Genomic DNA, 22,740 nt, shown 5'->3' with positions numbered 1-22,740 from the left:
ATAATAATGAAATTAGGCACACAAAACCAAGCATTTTTCCCAGAAAATATAGAAGAAAAATTTGCTTATGTAAAAGAAATGGGCTTTGAAGGTTTTGAAATTGATGGTAAATTACTTGTTGAAAATTTGGACGAAGTGAAGAAAGCAATCGAAAAAACGGGGCTACCTGTTAGTACTGCATGTGGTGGCTATGATGGCTGGATTGGTGACTTCATCGAAGAGCGCAGGCTGAACGGTTTAGAAGAAATCAAGGTGATTTTAGAAGCTTTGGCAGAAGTTGGTGGGCAAGGGATTGTTGTTCCAGCGGCATGGGGAATGTTCACATACCGCCTTCCACCAATGGTTTCGCCACGTAGCCAAGCCGGAGATTTCAAAGCAGTGAGCGAATCGTTGGTTTATTTGGATAAAATTGCTGGTGAGACTGGCACGAAAGTTTATCTTGAGCCGCTTAACAGATACCAAGATCATATGATTAATTTACTGGGTGATGCGCAGAAATACATTGATGAAAATAATCTTAAAAATGTAGAAATTATCGCTGATTTCTATCATATGAATATTGAAGAAGATAGCATCCCGACTGCGCTTGAGACGTATAAGGATTCGATTGGTCACATTCATGTTGCTGACAATCATCGCTATCAACCAGGAAGTGGTAGCCTTGATTTTAAAACAAGTTTTGATCAACTGAAAAAGAACGGTTACAACGGATTTTTAACTTTTGAATGTCGTGTTCGCAGTGAAAATCATGAACAAGCTTATAAAGATGCCTTAGCACATTTAAAAAGCTGTTTAATTTAAAATAGAAAATCCGTCCCAATTAAAGCGGACGGATTTTTCTAAAAGGAGTTTCGGATAATGAAGAAAAGAGTTGCAATTATCGGTGCTGGACAAGTCGCTGAGAAGGTCCACGCTGCATATTATAAGACAAGAAATGAACTGGAGCTTGTAGCTGTTTGTGACCCAAGTTTGGAGCGTGGCGAAGAGTTCCGCGCGAACAATGGTTTTGAGAAGCATTATGCTACGGCAGAAGAGATGTTTGCGGCCGAGAAAATCGATATTGTTAGTATTTGTACACCTAATCGGTTCCATTTTGATAATGTGATGTTGTCATTAGCGAATGGAGCAGCCGTTATGTGTGAAAAACCACCTGCAATGAGTGCGGTGGAAGCAAAAGCAATGTGGGAACTTGCGGAAGAAAAAGGCGCGATTTTGGCGTACGATTTCCATCATCGTTTTTCTAGTGAAGCACAGTTTTTAAAGAGAAATTCGGCGATTCTAGGTGAAATTTATTGTGTGAAAGCAACGGCACTTCGTCGTTCTGGCGTGCCAGGTTGGGGAACTTTTACGAATAAAGAAATGCAAGGCGGGGGCCCCCTGATTGATATGGGAATTCACATGCTTGATGCGGCGATGTTTGTCCTTGGTTTTCCAAAAGTGAAGAAAGTGACAGCAAAAAGTTTCCAAAAAATTGGCACTAAGAAAAGTGCGGGGACATTTGGTTCGTGGGATCCGGAAAAATATACGGTAGAGGATTCTTTATTTGGCTTTATTGAACTGGAAAATGGCGGATTAATTGAATTAGATACTTCTTTTGCGCTACATATTAAGCCAGAAAGTGCGCTAAACGTTGACTTTTTTGGTGATTTAGCAGGAGGGAGTTTATACCCGGCTGAAATTTATACAGATAATGCAGGTGAATTTCAGTTGTTAGAGAAGTTAGCACAACTGGAAGAAAATAAACACGAAAACAGCATGAAAGCATTTGTTGATAGCGTTCTTGGTGCTGGAAAAGTGGAGCTTGCTGGCGCTGAACAAGGTTATATCATACAAAAAATTGTTGAAAGTTTATACGAATCGGCAGAAAAAGGTGAGAGTGTTTCTTTATGAAGAAAATAATCGAGAAGGAATTTGCATTAAATTATCTAAATAAATACGGTAGCCAAATGACTGTGGGAAATGGCTATTTGGGCGTGCGCGGTGCTCTTGAAGAAGAGTATCCAGAGCAAGTTCGCGGTATGTACGTGGCGGGGATTTATAATCGTCCGAGCGGTTCGCTGAGTTCGGAACTAGTGAACTTGCCGGATGTGACGCGTTTCCAAGTGATGCTTGATGGGGAAACTTTTTCGATGCAAGCGGGGAAAATCCATGCATATGAACGTTATTTAGATATGCAGACAGGAGAATTAGTTCGAAAAATTACTTGGGAAAGTAGCGCGGGTAAAAAGTACCAACTGAATTTTCATCGATTCGTTTCAAAAGCAGCGAAGCACGTCATTGCTGCTAAAGTGGAGATAATACCTTTGAGCGGCGCGACGAAAGTCAAAGTAAAAACTGGTATTGATGCGCAACAAACTAATTTTGGAACACAGCAGTTGGCGGAGTTGAGTCTGCGAATTTTTAATGAGGAACTGATGGTTGGCGAATATGAAACCATCGAGAGCAAACAGCATATTACAGTAGCAACAAAAGTGAATAAAAAAGGGATTTTCACTGCGAAAAACAGACAATTAATGACCGAAGTAGAGCAAGAAATTGCTGAAAATAAACGATTCACTTTGGAGAAAATAAGCATGGTTAAAACATCCCTTGATCAAGTAGATGCGGAACTTCCAAAGGTGACCTACGCAGAACTGAAAACAGCTTCGGAGGAACTATGGGCGGATTTTTGGGAGCATGCGGGTGTCCGGGTAGAGAGCACGAATGATTTTGACCAATTTGCGCTAGATTTTGCGTGCTATCACTTAGAAATTATGACGCCAAAAGATGATTTCCGCTGTAGCGTTGGGGCGAAGGGGCTTACCGGAGAAGGATACAAGGGGCATGTTTTTTGGGATACAGAAATTTTCATCATGCCATTTTTCCTTTATAATAAACCAGAAGTTGCCAAACAACTATTAAAATATCGCTATCTTCATTTGAAAGAAGCAAAGGAAAAAGCAACGAAAAACGGCTATAATGGGGCGCTTTTTCCGTGGGAAAGTGCATTCTCTGGCGAAGAAGAAACGCCTGAATTTGCAGCGATTAATATTCGAACTGGCACACGTCAAAAAGTAGCTTCAGCGATTTCGGAGCATCATTTAGTTGCGGATATTGCTTATGCAGTTTGTGAATATGAAGCGGCGACAAAGGATGCGCAGTTTATGAAAGAGTGTGGTTCAGAGCTGCTCCTTGAAACAGCGGAATTTTGGCTAAGCCGTGCAACTAATCGTAATGGACGACTGGAAATCCTTGATGTGATTGGTCCAGACGAATACACAGAGCATATCGATAATAATACTTATACGAATTATATGGCACGCTATAATGTAGAAAAAGCACTAGAATGGAATAAAGATAATGCTTATTTTGTAGCCCATGCAGAAGCTTTCCTTGAAAAAATCTATTTACCTGTCGCAAATGAGTCTGGCTTAATTCCACAAGATGATACTTTCCTAGAAAAAGATTGGATAAATTTAGATAAATATAAGGCGGCGCAAGGTACACAAGGGATTCTATTAGATTATTCTCGTCAAGAAGTGAACGAACTACAAATCTTAAAGCAAGCAGATTTAGTCATGTTGTTTTACCTGTTTCCGAAGATGTTTGCACCTGATGTTGTGAAGAAAAACCTGGATTACTATGAAAAACGAACTATTCATGATTCCTCTTTAAGTAAAGCAATCCATGCAATTGTAGAAAATCGAACTGGGAATCGCGCACAAGCCTATCAATTTTTCCAAGAAGCTTGTTTAATTGACCTTGGAAGTGAGCCGCATTCATCGGATGATGGGCTTCACGCAGCGTCACTTGGCGCAATATGGTTGGCAGTAGTTTTTGGATTTGCGGGTATAGATACTAGTGGAGAACTACTTGCATTCGCACCTAAATTACCGGATTCCTGGCAATCTGTGGCATTTGAATTCTCTTGGAAAGATGAAAAAATCTTGGTAGAAATCGCGCCAAACACTTTACAACTTTCAAAAAGCACAAAAAGCGTGCTAGAATTAGTTATTCACGGAGAAAAACAGCAATTAACAGATACATTAACCATTAAGTTGGATCAGAAGGATGTGTCTTTATGAAAATTGTCATTGCACCGGATTCATTCAAAGAAAGTTTGACGGCGCATGAGGTGGCAGAGTATATTAAAGAGGGCTTTCAAGAAATTTATCCGGATGCTGATTATCATTTACTCCCTGTCAGTGATGGCGGGGAAGGCACGCTAGAGATTTTAAGTAAAGCTTTAGACGCGAAAAAAATGAAAATCGATGTGTCCGGCCCTTTTAGTGAACTGGTTTCAGCGCAAGTTGCTTTCACGGAAGGGAACAAAAAAGCTTTAATAGAAATGGCCGAGGTTTGCGGTTTGCACTTGGTTCCGACAACTAGACGCGATCCACTTCAAGTGAGTACTAAAGGAGTGGGCGAGCTAATTTTGCACGCAATGAAAAAAGGTGCGACCGAGATCATTATTGGGATTGGTGGAAGCGCTTCAAACGATGGCGGAATTGGCATGGCTAGTGCGCTTGGCTATGAATTCCTAGATGCAGAAAATAATATCGTCAACCCGATTGGCGCAAATTTAGCTGATATAGCAACCATTCGCTCCGAAAAAGTCCCAGCTGAACTAGAAAACATCACAGTAAATATTGTGACGGATGTCGAAAATCCACTTTGTGGAGAAGCTGGCGCATCGTATGTGTTTGGTCCGCAAAAAGGGCTAGCCGTAACAGATTTAGCAACAGCTGATGGAGCAATGCGCCAGTTTTATCAGTTAGCGAATCCTGCAATGCTTACAATGCTGCGAGCAGGTGCCGGAGGTGGAATTGGCGCCGGACTTGTGACATTTGCAAAAGCTAACCTGTTATCGGGAATTGATTTTGTTATTGAAGCTCTTCAAATCAAAACCGTTTGCGAAGATGCAGATTTGGTCATCGTTGGCGAAGGGAAAATGGACGGGCAAACCGCACAAGGGAAAGCTCCTGTGGGTGTTGCGAAAGTAGTACCGAAAGAAACACCAGTTTTTGCAATTTGTGGAAGTGTTGGTGAGGGACTAGAAGCAGTATATGAAGTCGGAATCAGCGCAGTATTTCCATCCATTGCCAAACCAGCAACGTTAGAAAATATACTGAAAGAAACACCAAATAATTTAAGAAGAACCGCGCGAAATGTTGCGGCAGTTTGGAAAGGACGAGTAGAATGACAACAGCATTAAAAGGAGTAGTTTTCGATTTAGATGGCGTCATCACAGATACAGCACATTATCATTACTTGGCTTGGAAAAAAACAGCGGAGAGTATTGGAATTGAATTTGATGAAGCGTTTAATGAGAATTTAAAAGGAGTAAGCAGAATTGACTCCCTACTTCTTATTTTAAAGAAAGACGGTCGTGAAAATGACTTTACAGAAGAGCAGATTGAAGCTCTTGCAGCTGATAAAAATGACTTTTATGTTAGCTTGCTAAAAGAAATTACGCCAGCGGATGTTTTACCAGGAATTAAAGAACTTATAGTGGATCTTAAAAAGCAAAATCTCAAATGCGCAATTGCATCTGTTTCGAAAAATGCTCGGACGGTTTTGAGCGCGCTAGAAATGGAACAAGAATTTGATTATATTGTTGACGCAGCTAAAATTACTAAATCAAAACCGGATCCAGAAATTTTTGTGGAAGCATGCCGTGGTCTAGGTTTAGAAACTTCAGAGGTAGTCGGAATTGAAGACGCTCAAGCTGGAATTGAAGCAATAAATGCAGCTGGAATTGTAAGCGTTGGTGTAGGTTCTGGACTTCGTGATGCGGATATGACTGTGAAGCGCACTGGTTTGCTAGATTTACGCATTTTAGAAATCTTACATAGTAAATAAAATGTTTCACGTGAAACAAAAGTGTCAAAAAACGAACAAAAAACAAGATATATTGCTATTCTAAAACCCTTTACTTGACCACGATACAACTTTGGAATATTCTGAATGTGAGGTGGATATGTATGGCAATTATTTTTGCAAAAGAAGATGACTTGGAAGAGATTATTAGTAGCCATCCTAAAATATTACTTAACTTTTGGGCAGAGTGGTGCGCACCGTGTCGCTGCTTTTGGCCAACACTTGAGCAATTTGCTGAGATGGAAGAAGGTAATGTCCAAGTTGTGAAAATTAATGTAGATAAACAACGCGCATTAGCTCAGAAATTTGATGTAAAAGGAATACCAAATTCGCTTGTTCTTGTTGATGGAGAAATTAAAGGCGGGATTGCTGGTATTGTAAGTTGTGATGAACTTAGAAGCAGATTTAAAAGTTTAGCAAAATAAAAATTCCGCGATACCAGTTAATGGTCGCGGAATTTTTTGTTTCACGTGAAACATTTATTATTTGAAAACGCGGAAACGATCAGCGTCATCGATGAATTCTTTTTCGCCAGCTTCTTGAACGATGTTACCAAACGGCATTTGCGCGCGTAAGTTCCAGCTTGCAGGAATATTCCATTCAGCTTTAACAGCATCGTCAATTAGTGGGTTGTAATGTTGTAGAGATGCACCAATTCCAGCGTTTGCAAGAGCAACCCATACTGAATGTTGTGCAATACCTGAAGATTGTTCAGACCATACAGGGAAGTTGTCTGCATATAGAGCGAAGTTTTCTTGTAAGCCTTCGATAACAGCAGTATCTTCAAAGAAAAGAACTGTTCCGTATCCAGCGCGGAAAGAACCAACTTTTTCTTCTGTAGCTGCAAAGTTTTCAGCAGGTACGATAGCGCGTAATGTATCTTCTACGATATTCCAAAGTTTATCATGGTTTTCTCCTAAAAGAATGACAGCGCGAGAGCTTTGGGAGTTGAATGAAGATGGGCTATATTTAACAGCGTCTTTAATAATTTCTTCAATTTTGGAATCCTCAACGGAAACGTTTTTATCTAGTGCATAAATGGAACGACGAACTTTAATAGAATCTAAAAATGTATTAGTCATAATAATAAAACTCCTTTGTTAATGTTATTTACTTACATAAGTATAGCAACTATTCATTAATTTGCAAGTGTTTTTGTCGGAAAAAGAATATGTAAGCGCTAAACAGATTCAGGCTCTTAGGAAAAAACTTTTTCAGCAAATTACTTGATTTTAAGAACGTTTGTTCGTATAATAAAGTTAAGAGGTGATAATGATGGTTACGGCAATTCAGAAAGAGCAAGTGCGAACAGAGAAGAATGCTGCTTTTTTAACAAGTCGGCCAGAAGTGGATTATTTAGAGCGCGAAAGCTTTTTTATCACATTAAAAGATGCTATAAAGCGAGAATGGGTCGTTCGTTTAAAATATTTTCAAGAAGCAGATGTATCTTCTCTGCGTTTAGCGCCATTTGAATATCCTTCCGCATTTCTTGGGCTTGGAGAGATGGAAACACAAGACTTAGTGCCGCTAGAAATAGATATGTTAACGGAAGAAGTTATTTTGAAAGATATTGTTGGATATGAGTATGTAATTGAATTTAGAGATATTATAGATGTGGAATTATTGTAGAAACAGTCGTTTATTCGGCTGTTTTTCTTGTCAAAAGAGTAATCAATATGTATAATAATTGTTATGACAATTATTGTTGCGACAATAGAAATGAGGATAAATATGCGCGGATATTATGATGAAATATCATTTGATGTAAATACGACAGCGAAGAAAATGCATTTATTTTTGCTACGTTCGATTGCAAGTTATGATGTCACACCAGAGCAATGGTCTGTTTTAGAGGGGATTGAGGCGAACGAGCCGATTTCGCAAAAAGAGATTGCGCTTTGGACGAAAAAAGACACACCGACCGTGAATCGGATTGTCGATGTTTTACTTAGGAAAGAGCTTGTTGTGCGGGAAGTGAGTACAGAAGATAGACGGATTTCACTTTTGTCTTTAACGGACAAAGGGAGAAAAGAGACGAATGAACTCCGCGATATCGTGGAGGCGAGTTGTGAAAAAATGTTTGCTGGGATTTCTCGCGCAGATTTGGAACATTTCACGGCTATTTTAAAGAATATTTCTACTAATATAGAGTAAAGAGGGGTAAATTTTGGAAAATAAGACAAGACTTTGGACGAAGGACTACGTATTTTTATTGTTAGGAAGTGTACTTTTATATATTGGCTTTATGGTGTTTATGCCCACGTTGCCGGCACGTATTATTGAGCTAGGTGGAACGCAAATGCAGGCTAGTTTGGCAGTTGGGCTATTCTCTATCGTAGCCCTATTAATGCGGGCTATTGCTGGGAGTTGGAATGACAAATTCGGACCGAAAGTACTTATTATTGCGGGCTTTTTGATTTTAATTTTAACTACAGTGAACTTTTATTGGTCAACTGCGGTGGCTGCCTTACTTATATTACGGCTTTTCCACGGGGCTGGCTGGGGTATCGGAACAACTTCCATTGCAACAGGCGTTTCTAAACTTGTACCGCCAAGCAAAACGGGGGAAGGTATTGGTTTTTATGGACTTACGACTGCACTTGGAATGTCGCTTGCGCCGATTATCGCTATTTTAATTATGAATTATTTTTCTTTCGACGTTTTAGTGACGTTTTCGCTTGTTTTGATGGGGTTTATTTTAATTTTGATGACACAGGTGAAAATTCCAAAATCAGAAAAAATTGTACATCAAAAAATGAAATTGTTTGAGAAAACGGCTTTACTTCCAGCTGGATTATGTTTATTAATGGCGATTCCGCTTGGTGGGATCCAGACATTTATGATGGTATATGGAACAGAACTGGGTATTTCGACAACGTGGATATATTTTATCGGGCAAGCGATTATGGTTCTTGTGAGCCGTTTGTTTGCTGGGCGACTTTATGATACGAAGGGACACCGTTTTGTTATTATTCCAGGAGCGCTTTCGATGATAATTGGGATATTAATTCTTTCTTTTGCAACTGGGGCGATTAGCTTGTTTATTGCTTCGCTATTCTTCGGGCTAGGTTACGGGATGTCGCAACCGGCGCTTCAAGCACTGGCTGTTGACCGGGCTGCACCACACAATAAAGGCACCGCGAATGGAACTTTTCTTTCGGGGATGGATATTGGGATGGCTGTTGGTAGTTTTGGTTTGAGTATTGTTGCGACTTACTACAATTATGCTATTATGTATCGCACAGCAATTATTGCGCTTGTCGTATTTTTTGCGGTGTATTGGTTTACTTTAGGACGAAAAGGGAAAAATAGCTAACATCTCTTGTGAAGAGTTTTTCAAAAAACAGAAGTACGAGAATTGCTTTAAATAGCGCTTTCTCGTACTTTTTTAATGTCAGAAAGTTTAAACATCACATTTATTTGTAGATTTAGTATAAATTTTCTGAAAAACAGCTCTGTTTCTGCTATAATATACAAAAGTACAAAAGGCAGTGTTTACTTTTAAGCGCTGAAAAATCCGAATATTGTGTAGAATATCACAGGTTCGGCTTTTTTATTTCTTAACAACAGAACTTCGAAAAGCATAAGTGTAACGAGGAAGGCTCATATCTGGCCAATAAGTATTCGATTATTGGTGAAAATTTTTGTAAGTAATTGGGGAATTTTGAAGACAGGAGAGATGTTGAGTGGAACGTGTTTATAATTTTTCGGCAGGACCGGCAGTTTTACCAGTACCGGTACTTGAAAAGGTTCAAAGGGAGCTACTCTCTTACAATGGTTCAGGAATGTCAGTAATGGAGCTGAGTCACCGTTCAGAATTATTTCAAAACATCCTAGACGATGCGGAGAGTTTAATTCGAGAATTGATGGAGATTCCAGAAAATTACAAAGTACTATTTTTGCAAGGCGGCGCGAGTTTGCAGTTTGATATGGTGCCGATGAATCTTGCAAAAGGTAAAAAAGCAGTATATGTAAACACTGGATCTTGGGCGAAGAAAGCAATTTCTGAAGCTAAAAAAATTCAGGGTGTTGAGGTGGAAGTAATTGCCTCATCGGAAGACCGCAATTTCAGCTATATTCCTGAAATTCCTACAGTTTCTAGTGACGCGGCTTACTTACATGTAACCACAAATAATACAATCGAAGGAACAGCGATGTTTGATGTACCAGACTCAGTTGTCCCGGTCGTTGCGGATATGTCCTCCAATATTTTATCGAGCGTTTATGATGTGAAAAAATTTGGCTTAATTTATGCAGGAGCACAAAAGAACATTGGGCCTGCTGGATTAACGCTCGTCATCGTACGCGAAGATTTGATAGGACAAGTAGAAGGGCTTCCTTCTATGTTAGATTTCAAAGTACAAGCCGAGAATGATTCCATGTATAACACACCACCAACATTTGCCATTTATGTAGCGAAGTTAGTATTTGAATGGATTAAAGAACAAGGTGGCGTTGCTGGAATTGAAGCGTTAAATCGCAAAAAAGCGGCATTATTATATGACTATATCGATCAATCGGATTTCTTTTCTTCACCGGTCGAACCTTCTGCTAGATCGCTCACGAACGTGCCTTTTGTGACGAATTCAGCGGAGTTTGATAAAGCTTTTGTCCAAGAAGCTGAAGCAAATGGTTTTAAAAACTTGAAAGGACATCGCTCAGTGGGCGGTATGCGAGCAAGTCTTTACAACGCATTTCCAATTGAAGGGGTGGAAGCTCTAATCGCCTTTATGGAAAAATTTGCAAATGCAAGAAAAGGGGGAGAAGTACGTGTTTAATATCCAAACGTTTAATGCTATCGCAAAAGAAGGCTTAAAGACATTTGATCTTGAAAAATACGTGATTGATGCAAATCAGCCAGCAGACGGGATTTTACTACGGAGTTACAACTTACACGATTTTGACTTTCCGGAGACAGTGAAGGCAGTTGCCAGAGCTGGTGCAGGAGTTAATAATATCCCAGTAGAAAATTGTTCTGAAAAAGGTATTGTTGTATTTAACACACCTGGCGCGAATGCCAATGCCGTGAAAGAACTAGTCCTTGCGAGTTTATTTGTTTCGGCGCGTCCAATTTTGGAAGGTACGGAATGGGTGAAAGAATTACCTGCGGAAGATGATGTGGAGCAGAAAGTCGAAGCAGGGAAGAAAGCCTTTGCGGGAACAGAACTTGCAGGCAAAAAACTTGGGATTATCGGCTTAGGCGCAATTGGTGCATTGGTAGCAAATGACGCTTTATCGCTTGGGATGAATGTGGTTGGATATGATCCATTCGTTTCAGTAGACACGGCTTGGAGAATTTCTAAAGAAGTGGAACGTGCGATGACGATAGAAGAAGTTTTAGCAACGTGCGATTATTTAACAGTTCATGTACCGTTAACGGATAAAACACGCGGTATGTTTAACGCAGATACACTCCAATTAGTGAAGGATAATGCGGTCTTACTAAACTTTTCACGTGGTGAGTTAGTGGATTCTGCCTCTGTGAAAGAAGCTTTAGATGATGGACTTTTACGTTTATATATTACAGATTTCGCGACAAAAGAATTATTAAACCACAAAAAAGTACATGTATTTCCTCATTTAGGTGCATCGACGGAAGAAGCCGAAACCAACTGTGCTAAAATGGCTGCAAAAGAACTGCAATCATATCTTGAAACAGGTAGTATTAAAAACTCGGTTAATTTTCCGAACGTGGAAATGCCATATAATGGGCACCCGCGGATTGGGATTTGTCACAAAAATATTCCCAATATGGTCGGCCAAATTACGACTGAATTAGGGAAATACTCTTTAAATATTCTAGATATGATAAATCGCAGTAAAAATGAATATGCCTACACATTAATTGATATTGATAAAGAAACGCAAGCTAATTTGGAACAACTAAAACAAGATTTGTTAGCTGTGCAAGGGGTTTTGCGTGTTCGAGTTATTGAACCATTAGGTGTGACAGTTTAAAATTATTACCCGGGAAATAATGAGAGCATGAAACTTTATGGTTATTGCCAGACGGGTTCATGCTCTTTTACTAAAAAGGAGGATAACAATGGTAAATATACGTCCATTTAAAGCAATTCGTCCGATTAAAAATTTAGCGGAAAAGGTAGCTTCTTTGCCATATGATGTACTTAATTCGGATGAGGCGCGCGAACTTGGTGACGCAAATAAGTATTCTTTTTTACATATTGATAAGGCGGAAATTGATTTGGATCCGGCGATTTCTCCTTACGACCCAGCTGTATATCAAAAGGCGGCTGATAATTTGGAACAATTTGAGCTGGATGGTTGGCTTGGGAGAGAAGCAAATCCGGCATTTTATATTTATCAACTGACGATGGATGGTCGTCCGCAAACGGGGCTTGTTGTTTGTACCTCGATTGATGATTATACGAATGGGAAGATTAAAAAACATGAGTTGACTCGTGAGGAGAAGGAGTTGGACCGGATTCGCCATGTCGATGTTTGTGATGCGAATACAAGTCCGATTTTCCTGACTTATCGTGGAAAAGAAGCGATTAATACGCTTGTTGAGTCCTGGGTGAGGGAAAATGAGCCTGAATACGACTTTGAGAGCTTCCATGAGGTCGCTCATAAGGTTTGGGCAATTACGGACGCCCATATTTTAGAAGACCTGTCAGCGGCGTTCTTGGAAGTCCCAGCGCTATATATCGCAGACGGACACCATAGAACGGAATCTGCGGTGAAAGTTGGTTTGAAACGGCGCGAGGAATTCCCGGATGCAGGGCCTGAAGCGGAATTTAATTTCTTTTTATCAGTTGTTTTTCCAGAAGAGCAACTAGAAATCCTTGATTATAATCGGGTTGTGAATGTGCCAATTGAAGCGGATTTCCTTAGCAAAGTAGAGGCTAGCTTTGACGTGGAAAAGGTTGGGAAAGAAGCATTTAAACCAGAGAAGCCAAAACAAGTTGGAATGTATTTAGACGGAAATTGGTACAAACTTACGGCGAAAAGCGAAGTGATTCCAAACGATGTTATTGGTCAGCTGGATGTCTCAATATTACAATCGCAAATTTTAACGCCAATTTTTGGGATTGAAGATATTCGCCGTGATAACCGCATTGATTTTGTCGGTGGAATACGTGGACTGAGCGAGTTAGCGCGTTTGGTGGATAATGGCAGTCATTCGGTAGCATTTGCGATGTACCCGCCGACGATGGATGATTTACTTAGTGTAGCGGATGCAACAGAAATCATGCCGCCAAAATCGACTTGGTTTGAACCAAAATTATTAAGTGGGCTGTTTGTCCATGATTTAGAAAGTAAATAATTTTAATATGAAGCAAATTAGTTACTTTTATTCTGCGGAAAATGAGTCTGAAATCAACCTTGAGTTTCTGTGATTGAAGCGGTTGAGGAATTACTGGATGTAGGTGTTTCTATCCAAGTGGAAGAAGATTGAAATCAAAAAGCCGGTCGGGAAATTAATCCTGACCGGCTTTTTTATAGAGTGAAAAAATAAACTACTTAAGACAGACTAGAAAACGGAAGCTTGTCTTAAATAGTTTATTTTGTGAAGAATACCCAACTTACATACAATGTTGTACATAAGTGATAAACGGTCGAACCGTTTTTTCCTTTGAATAAATTTTAGCATTTTTGGTGGTAATTGGCAAGAACTTCAGAAAAGGCTTCATGAAGTAAATAATCAGTAACACAAGAAAAAGCAGAATCTGTTTTATAAAACCCAACCAAAACTGATAGCGATTAATTTTCATGACTATGATAATATAAAGGTGTCCGATTAGGTTAAACAAAGGAGTGAATGGTGTGCCTCATTTGAAAGATTATACAATTGGTATTCAACATATTAAGCAGCGGGTATCGGAAATATCACTTGGAACAAAATTGGTATTTGCTATTTCTGGGCAAGTAACAATCATGTTTTCAGAACAGAAATTTTACTTGCAGGAAGGCGATATTTTAGTCCTTGATCGTAATACTTTTTATACGATTGAAGGAAATGAAGCTAATTTAATTATTGACTTAACTATTTCAGATACGTTTTTTGCGCATTATTATGAAGATTATTTCCAGCATTCTTTTAATTTTTTCTCAAAGGAAAGTGATCCTGGAAGAGAGCGGGTAGTTGGGTCGTTAAGAAAATCGGTAAGTGAGCTTTTGATTGCTTCGGCAACGAAGAAACGAGCAAATAAATTAGAAGCGCAATCGGCATTGTTTCAAATTTTATTGTTGCTTACGCGTTTTTTGAAAAAAGGAATTCCGTCTTCTACTAGAAAAGAAGTGAATGATAAACGGATTGCGCGCATTATTCGGGAAGTGGAAGAGCGATTTGATGAAACTTTGTCGCTTCGTGAGTTTGCACAAAAAGAGTTTTTAAGTGAAGCTTATTTATCGCGTTATTTTAAAAAGACGACGGGGTTAGGCTTTTTGCAGTACTTGACGGAAGTTCGATTGAAGCATGCGATTCAAGATTTGGTGCATTCGGCAGAAAGTATTACAGAAATTGCGCTGAGAAATGGCTTTTCGAGTCAAAAACATTTTTCAGAGGTGTTTAAGTTTCATTTTGAGTTAACGCCGAGTGAGTATCGATCCGAGTACCATGCGGAAACGAATTTGTTAATAGACAATAAAGCATCTGAGTTGGGTGCTAGTATAGAACAAATTGTGCCATCGCCAGAAATTTTAGTGAAGTTGTCACGGCTTTATCATGATGTAGAGCCTGGCAAGGAATTAAATAAAGCGCCATTTGAGAAAAAGAAAATTGATATCACGGAAAAGACCGAACGCTGTCTAAGTGAGAATATGAATATTTTAACGATTGGCGAGCTTAAAGAAGTGCTTAAAGATAATGTGCAAAAGCAGATTGTTACGACTCGGGATGAGATTGGGATTAATTATATTGGTATTCGTCATTTGTTTAGAGGTTCGACGTTCTTACCTGAGACGGAAACGGACGAATTAGTGCCAACTTCTTCTCCGTATGCGAATGCAGATTTAGCGCTCACTTTTTTAAAACAGCAAAATTTACAATTGTTTATTCGCTTGGAGTATCAAGATATTGTAGGCGATGAGGCGGCTGTTTTTGAACGATTGGATCACTTTTTAAAGCATTGTATGCAGGTTTTTGGGCGGGATTTTGTTTCTAAATGGCATTTTATGTTTTTTGAACCGAAAAATACCTATGCGGATAAAGAAGAACTAAAAAAACTTTATTTGAAAATATATCACACTATAAAATTGCGTTTTCCAGCTATTCAAGTCGGGAATTTTGTCCCATTTTCATTGTCTAAAAATGCAGTACCTGAACGACATACGTGGTTTTTAGAAGAAGCGGATAAAATGGACTTTATCGCCTATAATGCGAATCAAAATGAAGCGGTAGATTTTTCGAAAGAGGATATGAAGTCGTTTTCGATTTCAGAGGATTATTGTTTATCAAAAACGCTTAAATTAAAGGCTTTCTTGAAACATCATCATATCACTAAGCCGCTAATGTTAGTAAACTGGAACACGTTATCTGGGAATACGAGATACACAAACGGGACTTTTTTCAGAGGTGCATTAGTTTTGAAAACGATGCTAGATTTGGTGCCAGAAGTGGATGCATTAGGTTTTTGGATTAATACGGAACTTCACGAAGGAGATGATAGCAAATTAAATATTAGTCTTGACGGAATTGAAATGTTCCACTTTTTCAACGGTAAACGACCAGCGTTTTATGCAGTGAAGTTTTTGAGAAGGCTTAAGGGTGTTGTGGTTGCGAAAGGTGAAGATTATATTATGACGAAGCACGCGGACGGGTATCAGCTTATTTTGATGAACTGTGCGACGATTAATCCGCGCTATTCTGTGGAGGAAAGGTTCATTAAGGAAGAACAAAAAGAAGTGCATATTAGACTTACAGGGCTTCAAGCAGGTGATTATCAAGTTTGTAAATGGCAATTTGACCGCGATAATGGGGCACTTTATTCGAAGTATTGGCAACTGAACAGTAAGTATGGGCTGGATAAAGAGATTTTGGACTATATTGTAGATGTCTCTCAGCCTACACTTACGGTGAGTGATGAAACGATTACGGAAGATTGGTCGTTTTACGCTTATTTAGATATTAATGCGATTCATTTTTATGAGTTTAGAAGTACGGTTTAAAAAGTTCAACTCTAGCAGTTGAGCTTTTTTTGTGACTTCAACACCGAATTTTTGACATTGGTTTGAGTAATTTACAAAAGAAGAAAATTTTAAGCTAAAACTAAGCAAAAAAGTAAACTTCTTTTCGCTTGGTTTTTTTTATAATTAAATTGTAGTGAAAAATACGGATGTTCTGGCCAGCAGATGTATTAAAAATGGAGGTTTGGACAATGAAAGAGAAGTTATTTCAAAAACTAGACGAAAAACGAGATCGAATGATAGAAATTCGTCGTTACTTACATCAACACCCTGAACTTTCTTTTCAAGAGGAAAATACGGCGAAGTATATTGCGGATTTTTATAAAGAAATGGACTGCGATGTGCGGACGCACGTTGGTGGGAATGGTGTTGTAGTAACGATTGATACAGGCAAGCCGGGCAAGACGCTTGCAATTCGCGCTGACTTTGATGCACTGCCGATAACGGAAGAAACAGGTCTAGCTTTTGCATCTAAAAACCCTGGTGTAATGCATGCTTGTGGTCACGACGGTCATACTGCTTATATGCTTATTCTAGGCGAAACACTTATTGAAATGAAACAAGAATTAACCGGGAAAATAGTTATTTTACATCAGCATGCAGAAGAAACTCCTCCTGGTGGCGCAATTCAAATGATTCAAGATGGGGCGCTGGATGGTGTAGATAATGTTCTTGGAATTCACGTGATGTCTACGATGAAAACGGGTGAAGTTTTCTACCGAGAAGGTGCGATTCAAACTGGTCGCTCTTATTTCAAACTTAAAGTGCAAGGTCAAGGTGGACACGGCTCATCTCCGCATTTAGCGAATGATGCTATTGTTGCAGCAAGTGAATTTGTAGTAGCTGTTCAAACGGTGATTAGTCGTCGTTTAAATCCATTTGATGTTGGCTCGATTACTATTGGTTCTTTTGACGGGAAAGGTAGTTTTAATGTCATAAAGGATGCGGTTGAGCTTGAAGGTGATGTTCGTTCGATGTCTGAAGAGGCACGCAATATTATTCAAAAAGAAATTACCCGTATCGTTAGCGGTATAGAAGCAATGTTTGGCGTTACTTGTGAACTTGATTACAAAAATGATTATCCTGTTTTAAATAATGACGAAGCTTTGACTGATTTTGTTGTTAAATCTATTAAAGGGGCGAAAATCCCAGAAATTACGGATGTTGTGCGCTGCGAACCGCAACCACCTTCAGAAGACTTTGCTTATTATGCAAAAGAACGTCCGAGCTCCTTTTTCTATGTGGGAGCAATGCCGGCAGACGGTCATTTTTATCCGCATCATCATCCAAAATTTGATATTAATGAAGATTCATTATTAATTGCATCAAAAGCCATGGGAGCTTGTGTTGTAGATTACTTAAAAGGAGAGAATAACTAATGACTTCAACAGCTTATAAAGGTACAAATAAACTTATTGTTGGGATTGTTTTCGGGGTTATCACGTTTTGGCTTTTTGCTCAATCAATGGTAAATATCGTGCCCGCCGTTCAATCTGACCTTGGAATTTCCTCTGATTTACTTAGTATTGCCATTAGTTTAACCGCGCTATTTTCTGGTATTTTTATCGTTGTAGCGGGTGGTATGGCTGATAAGTTTGGCCGCGTGAAATTAACTTATATCGGACTCATTCTTAGTATCATCGGTTCACTATTACTTGTGGTGACTCAAGGGTCGACGTTACTTATTATCGGCCGTATTATTCAAGGGCTTTCTGCTGCTTGTATTATGCCCGCAACCCTTGCATTAATGAAAACCTATTTTGAGGGAGCTGATAGACAAAGAGCGCTTAGTTACTGGTCAATCGGTTCATGGGGCGGATCTGGTATTTGTTCGTTCGCAGGTGGCGCTATCGCAACATATATGGGCTGGCGCTGGATTTTCATTATTTCCATCGTATTCGCACTGCTTGGAATGCTACTTATTAAAGGTACTCCAGAAAGTAAAGTCGTTCAAAATACAAAAGCAAAATTTGATACATTTGGACTTATTCTTTTTGTTATTGCAATGGTTTGTTTGAACCTTATTATTACTCGTGGTGCAACATTTGGTTGGACAAGCCCAATTACTATTACAATGCTCGTTGTTTTCCTTATTTCTGCGGGATTATTTTTCCGGGTGGAACTACGACAAGCGAACGGATTTATTGATTTCTCGTTATTTAAAAATAAAGCTTATACTGGTGCGACACTTTCCAACTTCTTGTTAAATGCAGCTGCTGGAACACTGGTTGTTGCAAATACTTATGTACAAATTGGTCGCGGTTTTACGGCGTTCCAATCTGGTTTACTTTCTATCGGTTACCTTGTCTGTGTGCTCGGAATGATTCGTATTGGTGAGAAAATTCTTCAACGTGTTGGTGCGCGTAAACCAATGATTTTAGGTTCTGGTATTACAGCTGTTGGTATTGCTTTAATGGCACTCACATTTATTCCAGGAACATTATATACAGTACTTGTGTTTGTTGGATTTGCTTTATTTGGTATCGGACTTGGTATGTATGCAACACCTTCAACAGATACAGCTATCTCTAATGCTCCAGAAGATAAAGTTGGAGTAGCTTCAGGTATTTACAAAATGGCAAGTTCTCTAGGTGGCTCATTCGGTGTGGCGATTTCCGCTACAATTTATGGGGTGATTGCACTTTCTGGAAATATTGATTTAGCCGCAATGGTCGGACTTTTAACGAATGTTGGTTTTTGTGTTGTTTCACTAATTTCTGTCGCTGTAACAACACCATCAGCAAAAAAAGCACTTGAACTAAAAGCCGCAAAAGAATAGGAGGTTGGATTTGCAATGCGTAATCAGTTAATGAACATGCTTCAGGAACGAAAAGATGAAATCACTCAGATTAGACGGCATTTACACGAACACCCTGAATTATCGTTTCATGAAACAGAAACAGCAAAATTCATCCAAGATTTTTACAAAGGAAAAGACGTAGAAGTGGCAACTGAAGTGGGTAATGGCCATGCCGTTGTTGTAACGATTCAAGGCGGAAAACCGGGGAAAACAATTGCGTTACGTGCTGATTTTGATGCCCTTCCGATTGAAGAGCAAACGGAATTACCATTTAAATCTAAAAACCCTGGGGTAATGCATGCATGTGGTCATGATGGACATACAGCTTATTTACTTGTTTTGGCAGATTGTCTAATCCAACTAAAAGAAAACATCCCTGGAACGATAAAAATTGTGCATCAGCATGCCGAAGAAACACCACCAGGAGGAGCAAAAAGCGTCGTTGAGTCGGGTATTTTAGATGATGTAGATCAAATTTTTGGTATTCATGTATTTCCATTTGGTGAAAGCGGACAAGTTTATTATCATAGTGGCTACGCGATGGCTGGTCGCACCTATTTCAAACTTAAAATTCAAGGTGTTGGCGGGCATGGTTCGTCTCCACATATGGCAAATGATGCGATTGTCGCGGGTGCTTATTTTGTGACAGCCATTCAAACTGTTGTAAGCCGTCGCTTGAATCCATTTGATACTGGCGTTATAACCATTGGCTCTTTTGACGGTAAAGGTAGTTTTAATGTTATTAAGGATGCGGTTGAGTTAGAAGGCGATGTGCGTTATATGAATACCGAAAATCGTGATAAAATAGATACAGAAATTCACCGTATTGTTGCTGGTATTGAAGCGATGTTTGGTGTAACGGTGGAACTAACGTACACGAACGACTACCCACCACTTTACAACGATCCAGCAGTAACTGAACAAGTAGTTGCAAGTTTGCAAAAAGGGCTTGGCGAGTACTTAACGGGCATTTCTGAATACGACATGCTTTCCGGATCAGAGGATTTTGCTTATTATTTACAAAAAATCCCGGGCGTGTTTTTCTATATTGGTGCGAAACCGAAAAACACTTCAAATGCTTATTTTAATCATCATCCAAAATTTGATATTGATGAAGATGCGTTGTTAGTTGCTGCCAAATCGGTTGCGGACGTGGTTTTAGGTTATTATAAATTGAATGGATAATAGCTTTGAAAAGAGCATAGTCAGAAAAAGAATCTGGTTATGCTCTTTTGCAATTGGCGGGACTATAGAAGAGTGGAGTGAATTCAAATGAATCAGGTCAAAGGAGAAAGGCATTCATTAATTGTATTACTTGTTCTATTTATAGGCTACACCAGTGTATACGTGGATAAATATACTATTGGAATTTCACTTGTAACTGTTTCTCAAGACTTAGGATTTGATCCAAGTCAAAAGGGACTGATTTTAAGTGCGTTCTTTCTCGGTTATACGCTTTTTCAAATTCCAATGGGGTATTTAAACAATCGAATTGGCGCACGACCAGTTCTTGCGGTATCAATTATTATTGTTGGGCTATTTCTTGTGATTTTTGGCTTTGGGTATTCCTTGCTGTTTTTGGTTGTTATTCGTTTCTTATCTGGAGCGCTTGGACACGCAGGTTATCCTCCGTCTGTCAGCAATTATATTTCACTTCATATTCCGTTAAACAAAAGAGGTTTTGCTCAGTCCGCAATGCTTGCTTCCTCTGGCTTTGCGGCATTTATTGGCCCATTATTAATCGCACAACTGTTGCTATCAGTAGGTTGGCGCAATACATATTACTGGATTGGTATTGCGGTGATTTTAATTGGATTGCTGATTTTAATCGTCGTACCCAAAGCGCCGAAAATGGATCTAAATGCTCAAAAAGAAAAAATCAAAGTACCTTTCTCAGAACTTTTAAAAGACAAACAGCTGTGGATTCTTTTGTTATCAGCGCTTTTTATTAATGCAGCGAATTACGGTTTAACAAGTTGGCTTGCTTCTTATTTGAATGAGGTTCGAGGGATTTCTATTAGCGAAGTGAGTTATATTAGTTCTTTAGCCGGGCTTTGTATTTTAATTGCGGGAGTTGTCGGTGGCTATTTCATCAGTCGTTTTTTCAAAGGGAAAGAGCCGATTATTATTTTCGCGTTTTGTGTGCTTGGGGCGTTTGCGGTATACGGGGTGTATTTGTTTGAACAATTAGCGCTATCGGTTATTTGTTTGTGTTTATGTAATATTTTCCTAATCATGGCCTTTACAACACTAATGGGGTTGCCGCACAAGTTGTTTCAGCAAAGCCGTATTGCGACGAAATACGCGGCTATTAACTCGGGCGGTGTACTAGGTGGCTTTTTCGCGCCGATGATTATAGGGGATTTGGTAAATGCGACTAATTCTTATCAATCGGCTTTTCTGTTCTTGGCGTTAACTTTGTTAGCATCGGGATTGATTGTTTTAGCGATTAAAAAAGACCAATAAAATAAAAGGAGGAGAACCAGATAGCTGTGTTTTCCTCCTTTTTTAATTAAGCTAATCCACCATTGGTGAAAATGACTTGACCATTCACCCAGCGTGCAGGTCCGGCTAAAAATGCTACGGTTTCTGCGATATCTTCAGGTTGTCCTAGGCGTTCTAAAGGTGTGGCTTTTGCTAAGTTGTCGATTGTTTTATCATCTTTTCCAGTCAAAAATAGTGGAGTGGCGGTCGGGCCGGGTGCTACTGCATTAACGGTTATATCTTTCCCACGAAGCTCGCGTGCCAGAATCAATGTGAGCGACTCAACCCCGGCCTTACTAGCAACATAGGCCCCGTAAGTCGGAAAACTTGTTCGCGTTACCGAAGTGGAAAAATGGATAATCGCACCGCCATTTCGAACTCTGAGGGCAGCTTGCTTGGAAACAACAAAAGTTCCACGGACGTTGGTTCGCTGAATCAGGTCAAACTCATCCATATCCAAAGTAGCAATCGGACTTAATTTCATAATACCTGCCGTGTTAACGACAACATCAATTCCGCCAAACTGGCTTTCAATGAAATCAAATGCATGAATCATCTGCGCCTCATCAGCAACATCGCCGCCAACACTAATCGCTTCTCCACCAGACTTCACAATGTTTTCAACAAGCGTCTCGGCTTTAGCCTTATTACCCGCATAATGAACTGCAACCGCAAAATTTTGTTCGACCAATTTTTGGGCGACGGCCTTACCAATACCGCCAGAACCCCCTAAAATAAATGCAACACGTTTATTTGTCATAATCTATTCGCTCCTTTAAATCCAAAATGGTTACTTTTTTTAATTTTAGTAACTTTATAGTTGGAAGTATACTCCTTTTAGTTACTTTGTCAAGGATTTGTAACTTTTCTGTTTTCCTGTATAATAAAAAGCAAAGAATGAGTGGAATTGAGGGGTTAAAATGGCGAGACTATCACAAGAAATTATTTTAAATATGGCAGAGAAAATCATTTACGAAAAAGGCATGGAAAAAACGACGCTGTATGATATTGCGGGTAATTTGAACGTTACACATGCGGCGCTTTATAAGCATTATCGAAACAAAGAGGATTTATTTCAAAAATTGGCGCTACGGTGGTTAGAGGAAACTTCGCGGGAGATTTTCGATTGGACAAAGGACGCAGGGAAAACACCGGATGATGCGCTTCACGACTGGCTTTGGCTCTTGGCCGATACTAAGAAAAAACGATACAAAACCGACCGAAAAATGTTTTTACTTTATACGGATTATATTGAACAAAATGAAGAATTAGTGAAAAACCACGTAGCACATTTAGCACAAAAAGCCGAGGAAGTGAGCGGTCGAACGAACCAAGGAAACGCGATTATTACGGCGTTCACTTATTTTCATAACCCTTATTTTGCAAGCAGGTGGGAGCAAGCAGGGTATACGGATTTATTTGAGGATGTTTGGCAGATTGTGAAGTAA

The 22,740-nt window shown here is 39.4% G+C and carries 20 protein-coding genes; 18 read left to right on the top strand and 2 right to left on the bottom strand.

Annotation, left to right across the window (positions count from 1 at the left end; genetic code table 11):
• Nucleotides 1-6: 6 nt before the first annotated feature.
• From HRK21_RS05885 to HRK21_RS05860, 6 genes are all read left to right on the top strand, one after another.
• Nucleotides 7-801: a sugar phosphate isomerase/epimerase family protein gene (locus HRK21_RS05885; protein ID WP_070006458.1), complete on the top strand. Its 795-nt coding sequence runs from the start codon at nucleotides 7-9 to the stop codon at nucleotides 799-801.
• A 57-nt stretch (nucleotides 802-858) separates the two neighbouring features.
• The gene (locus tag HRK21_RS05880; RefSeq protein WP_070006459.1) at nucleotides 859-1,890 is read left to right on the top strand and encodes a Gfo/Idh/MocA family protein; all 1,032 of its coding nucleotides are present in this window, start codon (nucleotides 859-861) and stop codon (nucleotides 1,888-1,890) included.
• Complete coding sequence (locus HRK21_RS05875) at nucleotides 1,887-4,064, top strand: glycoside hydrolase family 65 protein (protein ID WP_070006460.1); 2,178 nt, start codon at nucleotides 1,887-1,889, stop codon at nucleotides 4,062-4,064. The genes HRK21_RS05880 and HRK21_RS05875 overlap by 4 nt, the downstream gene beginning before the upstream one ends.
• On the top strand, nucleotides 4,061-5,182 hold the full coding sequence (locus tag HRK21_RS05870) for a glycerate kinase (RefSeq protein ID WP_070006461.1): 1,122 nt from the start codon (nucleotides 4,061-4,063) through the stop codon (nucleotides 5,180-5,182). The genes HRK21_RS05875 and HRK21_RS05870 overlap by 4 nt, the downstream gene beginning before the upstream one ends.
• Complete coding sequence (pgmB, locus tag HRK21_RS05865; protein WP_070006462.1) at nucleotides 5,179-5,841, top strand: beta-phosphoglucomutase; 663 nt, start codon at nucleotides 5,179-5,181, stop codon at nucleotides 5,839-5,841. Before HRK21_RS05870 ends, pgmB begins: the two co-directional genes overlap by 4 nt.
• Nucleotides 5,842-5,963: 122 nt before the next feature.
• A complete protein-coding gene (locus HRK21_RS05860; RefSeq protein ID WP_003727589.1) occupies nucleotides 5,964-6,284 on the top strand; it encodes a thioredoxin family protein in 321 nt (106 codons plus the stop codon).
• 57 nt (nucleotides 6,285-6,341) lie between these two features.
• Here the strand turns inward: HRK21_RS05860 and HRK21_RS05855 are convergent, their stop codons facing one another.
• On the bottom strand, nucleotides 6,342-6,941 hold the full coding sequence (locus HRK21_RS05855; RefSeq protein WP_003727590.1) for a nitroreductase family protein: 600 nt from the start codon (nucleotides 6,939-6,941) through the stop codon (nucleotides 6,342-6,344).
• A gap of 193 nt (nucleotides 6,942-7,134) precedes the next feature.
• Here HRK21_RS05855 and HRK21_RS05850 point away from each other — a divergent pair, with 193 nt between their 5' ends.
• From HRK21_RS05850 to HRK21_RS05800, 11 genes are all read left to right on the top strand, one after another.
• Nucleotides 7,135-7,488 (top strand): hypothetical protein, encoded by a 354-nt coding sequence (locus HRK21_RS05850; RefSeq protein ID WP_003740010.1) that lies wholly within the window; start codon nucleotides 7,135-7,137, stop codon nucleotides 7,486-7,488.
• A 102-nt stretch (nucleotides 7,489-7,590) separates the two neighbouring features.
• A complete protein-coding gene (locus tag HRK21_RS05845; RefSeq protein WP_069887507.1) occupies nucleotides 7,591-8,013 on the top strand; it encodes a MarR family winged helix-turn-helix transcriptional regulator in 423 nt (140 codons plus the stop codon).
• 13 nt (nucleotides 8,014-8,026) lie between these two features.
• The gene (locus HRK21_RS05840) at nucleotides 8,027-9,175 is read left to right on the top strand and encodes a lmo2826 family MFS transporter (protein ID WP_070006463.1); all 1,149 of its coding nucleotides are present in this window, start codon (nucleotides 8,027-8,029) and stop codon (nucleotides 9,173-9,175) included.
• Between the two features lie 370 nt (nucleotides 9,176-9,545).
• On the top strand, nucleotides 9,546-10,637 hold the full coding sequence (serC, locus tag HRK21_RS05835) for a 3-phosphoserine/phosphohydroxythreonine transaminase (protein ID WP_069887505.1): 1,092 nt from the start codon (nucleotides 9,546-9,548) through the stop codon (nucleotides 10,635-10,637).
• The gene (locus tag HRK21_RS05830; protein ID WP_003737858.1) at nucleotides 10,630-11,817 is read left to right on the top strand and encodes a phosphoglycerate dehydrogenase; all 1,188 of its coding nucleotides are present in this window, start codon (nucleotides 10,630-10,632) and stop codon (nucleotides 11,815-11,817) included. Before serC ends, HRK21_RS05830 begins: the two co-directional genes overlap by 8 nt.
• 88 nt (nucleotides 11,818-11,905) lie before the next feature.
• Entirely contained in the window at nucleotides 11,906-13,147 is a 1,242-nt protein-coding gene (locus HRK21_RS05825; protein ID WP_070006464.1) for a DUF1015 domain-containing protein, read from the top strand.
• 500 nt (nucleotides 13,148-13,647) lie between these two features.
• On the top strand, nucleotides 13,648-15,990 hold the full coding sequence (locus HRK21_RS05820; protein ID WP_070006465.1) for a helix-turn-helix domain-containing protein: 2,343 nt from the start codon (nucleotides 13,648-13,650) through the stop codon (nucleotides 15,988-15,990).
• 194 nt (nucleotides 15,991-16,184) lie between these two features.
• Nucleotides 16,185-17,387 carry a M20 family metallopeptidase gene (locus HRK21_RS05815; protein WP_077905728.1) on the top strand — a complete coding sequence of 401 codons (1,203 nt, stop codon included), beginning with the start codon at nucleotides 16,185-16,187 and terminating at the stop codon, nucleotides 17,385-17,387.
• A complete protein-coding gene (locus HRK21_RS05810) occupies nucleotides 17,387-18,787 on the top strand; it encodes an MFS transporter (RefSeq protein ID WP_069887501.1) in 1,401 nt (466 codons plus the stop codon). The genes HRK21_RS05815 and HRK21_RS05810 overlap by 1 nt, the downstream gene beginning before the upstream one ends.
• 15 nt (nucleotides 18,788-18,802) lie before the next feature.
• On the top strand, nucleotides 18,803-19,993 hold the full coding sequence (locus HRK21_RS05805) for a M20 family metallopeptidase (protein WP_070006466.1): 1,191 nt from the start codon (nucleotides 18,803-18,805) through the stop codon (nucleotides 19,991-19,993).
• Nucleotides 19,994-20,080: 87 nt separating this feature from the next.
• Nucleotides 20,081-21,274, top strand: a complete 1,194-nt coding sequence (locus HRK21_RS05800; RefSeq protein WP_070006467.1) for an MFS transporter — start codon at nucleotides 20,081-20,083, stop codon at nucleotides 21,272-21,274.
• 46 nt (nucleotides 21,275-21,320) lie between these two features.
• On the opposite strand, the gene HRK21_RS05795 is transcribed toward HRK21_RS05800, so the two are convergent.
• Entirely contained in the window at nucleotides 21,321-22,052 is a 732-nt protein-coding gene (locus HRK21_RS05795; protein WP_070006468.1) for an SDR family oxidoreductase, read from the bottom strand.
• A 160-nt stretch (nucleotides 22,053-22,212) separates the two neighbouring features.
• Here HRK21_RS05795 and HRK21_RS05790 point away from each other — a divergent pair, with 160 nt between their 5' ends.
• The gene (locus HRK21_RS05790) at nucleotides 22,213-22,740 is read left to right on the top strand and encodes a TetR/AcrR family transcriptional regulator (RefSeq protein WP_070006469.1); all 528 of its coding nucleotides are present in this window, start codon (nucleotides 22,213-22,215) and stop codon (nucleotides 22,738-22,740) included.

This window comes from Listeria monocytogenes (genome assembly GCF_013282665.1).
In the GTDB taxonomy this organism is placed as follows: domain Bacteria; phylum Bacillota; class Bacilli; order Lactobacillales; family Listeriaceae; genus Listeria; species Listeria monocytogenes_C.
Note: the sequence above shows the minus strand (reverse complement) of the source record. Positions and strands in the feature narration are given on the sequence as shown.

Coding starts and splice junctions, on each gene's coding strand:
- HRK21_RS05885 (WP_070006458.1), top strand. CDS start 7: ATGAAATTAGGCACACAAAACCAAGCATTTTTCCCAGAAAATATAGAA.
- HRK21_RS05880 (WP_070006459.1), top strand. CDS start 859: ATGAAGAAAAGAGTTGCAATTATCGGTGCTGGACAAGTCGCTGAGAAG.
- HRK21_RS05875 (WP_070006460.1), top strand. CDS start 1,887: ATGAAGAAAATAATCGAGAAGGAATTTGCATTAAATTATCTAAATAAA.
- HRK21_RS05870 (WP_070006461.1), top strand. CDS start 4,061: ATGAAAATTGTCATTGCACCGGATTCATTCAAAGAAAGTTTGACGGCG.
- pgmB (WP_070006462.1), top strand. CDS start 5,179: ATGACAACAGCATTAAAAGGAGTAGTTTTCGATTTAGATGGCGTCATC.
- HRK21_RS05860 (WP_003727589.1), top strand. CDS start 5,964: ATGGCAATTATTTTTGCAAAAGAAGATGACTTGGAAGAGATTATTAGT.
- HRK21_RS05855 (WP_003727590.1), bottom strand. CDS start 6,941: ATGACTAATACATTTTTAGATTCTATTAAAGTTCGTCGTTCCATTTAT.
- HRK21_RS05850 (WP_003740010.1), top strand. CDS start 7,135: ATGGTTACGGCAATTCAGAAAGAGCAAGTGCGAACAGAGAAGAATGCT.
- HRK21_RS05845 (WP_069887507.1), top strand. CDS start 7,591: ATGCGCGGATATTATGATGAAATATCATTTGATGTAAATACGACAGCG.
- HRK21_RS05825 (WP_070006464.1), top strand. CDS start 11,906: ATGGTAAATATACGTCCATTTAAAGCAATTCGTCCGATTAAAAATTTA.
- HRK21_RS05815 (WP_077905728.1), top strand. CDS start 16,185: ATGGAGGTTTGGACAATGAAAGAGAAGTTATTTCAAAAACTAGACGAA.
- HRK21_RS05810 (WP_069887501.1), top strand. CDS start 17,387: ATGACTTCAACAGCTTATAAAGGTACAAATAAACTTATTGTTGGGATT.
- HRK21_RS05805 (WP_070006466.1), top strand. CDS start 18,803: ATGCGTAATCAGTTAATGAACATGCTTCAGGAACGAAAAGATGAAATC.
- HRK21_RS05800 (WP_070006467.1), top strand. CDS start 20,081: ATGAATCAGGTCAAAGGAGAAAGGCATTCATTAATTGTATTACTTGTT.
- HRK21_RS05795 (WP_070006468.1), bottom strand. CDS start 22,052: ATGACAAATAAACGTGTTGCATTTATTTTAGGGGGTTCTGGCGGTATT.
- HRK21_RS05790 (WP_070006469.1), top strand. CDS start 22,213: ATGGCGAGACTATCACAAGAAATTATTTTAAATATGGCAGAGAAAATC.